Here is a 251-nt window from a genome sequence, read left to right on the forward strand (position 1 = left end):
TTTTAGCACTATATGCGCACCCACTATTACCGTTTTATCTTTTCGTACTACAGTTACATTATGCACATTTTTTACATGCTGGATTGTGGTAATTGCTTGCTCAACTTTAGCTACTTTAGGGAGTTTATCTTTATTTATATACAGCCCTTTAACGCAACTTATAATAACCTTAATACCGGTGAATAAAACGAATGAAGCAATTAACATGCTCGATAAAATATCGATAATATCCCAACCAGTCAGGTAAATTA

1 protein-coding gene is annotated in these 251 nt (G+C 33.1%); it reads right to left on the minus strand.

The features are described from left to right. Positions 1-251 (minus strand): cation diffusion facilitator family transporter (locus tag AAEY72_RS15730; protein WP_352311566.1); only part of this gene is annotated, 251 nt, incomplete at both ends.

It is taken from the genome of Psychrobacter sp. W2-37-MNA-CIBAN-0211 (assembly GCF_040309405.1).
Lineage (GTDB): Bacteria > Pseudomonadota > Gammaproteobacteria > Pseudomonadales > Moraxellaceae > Psychrobacter > Psychrobacter glaciei.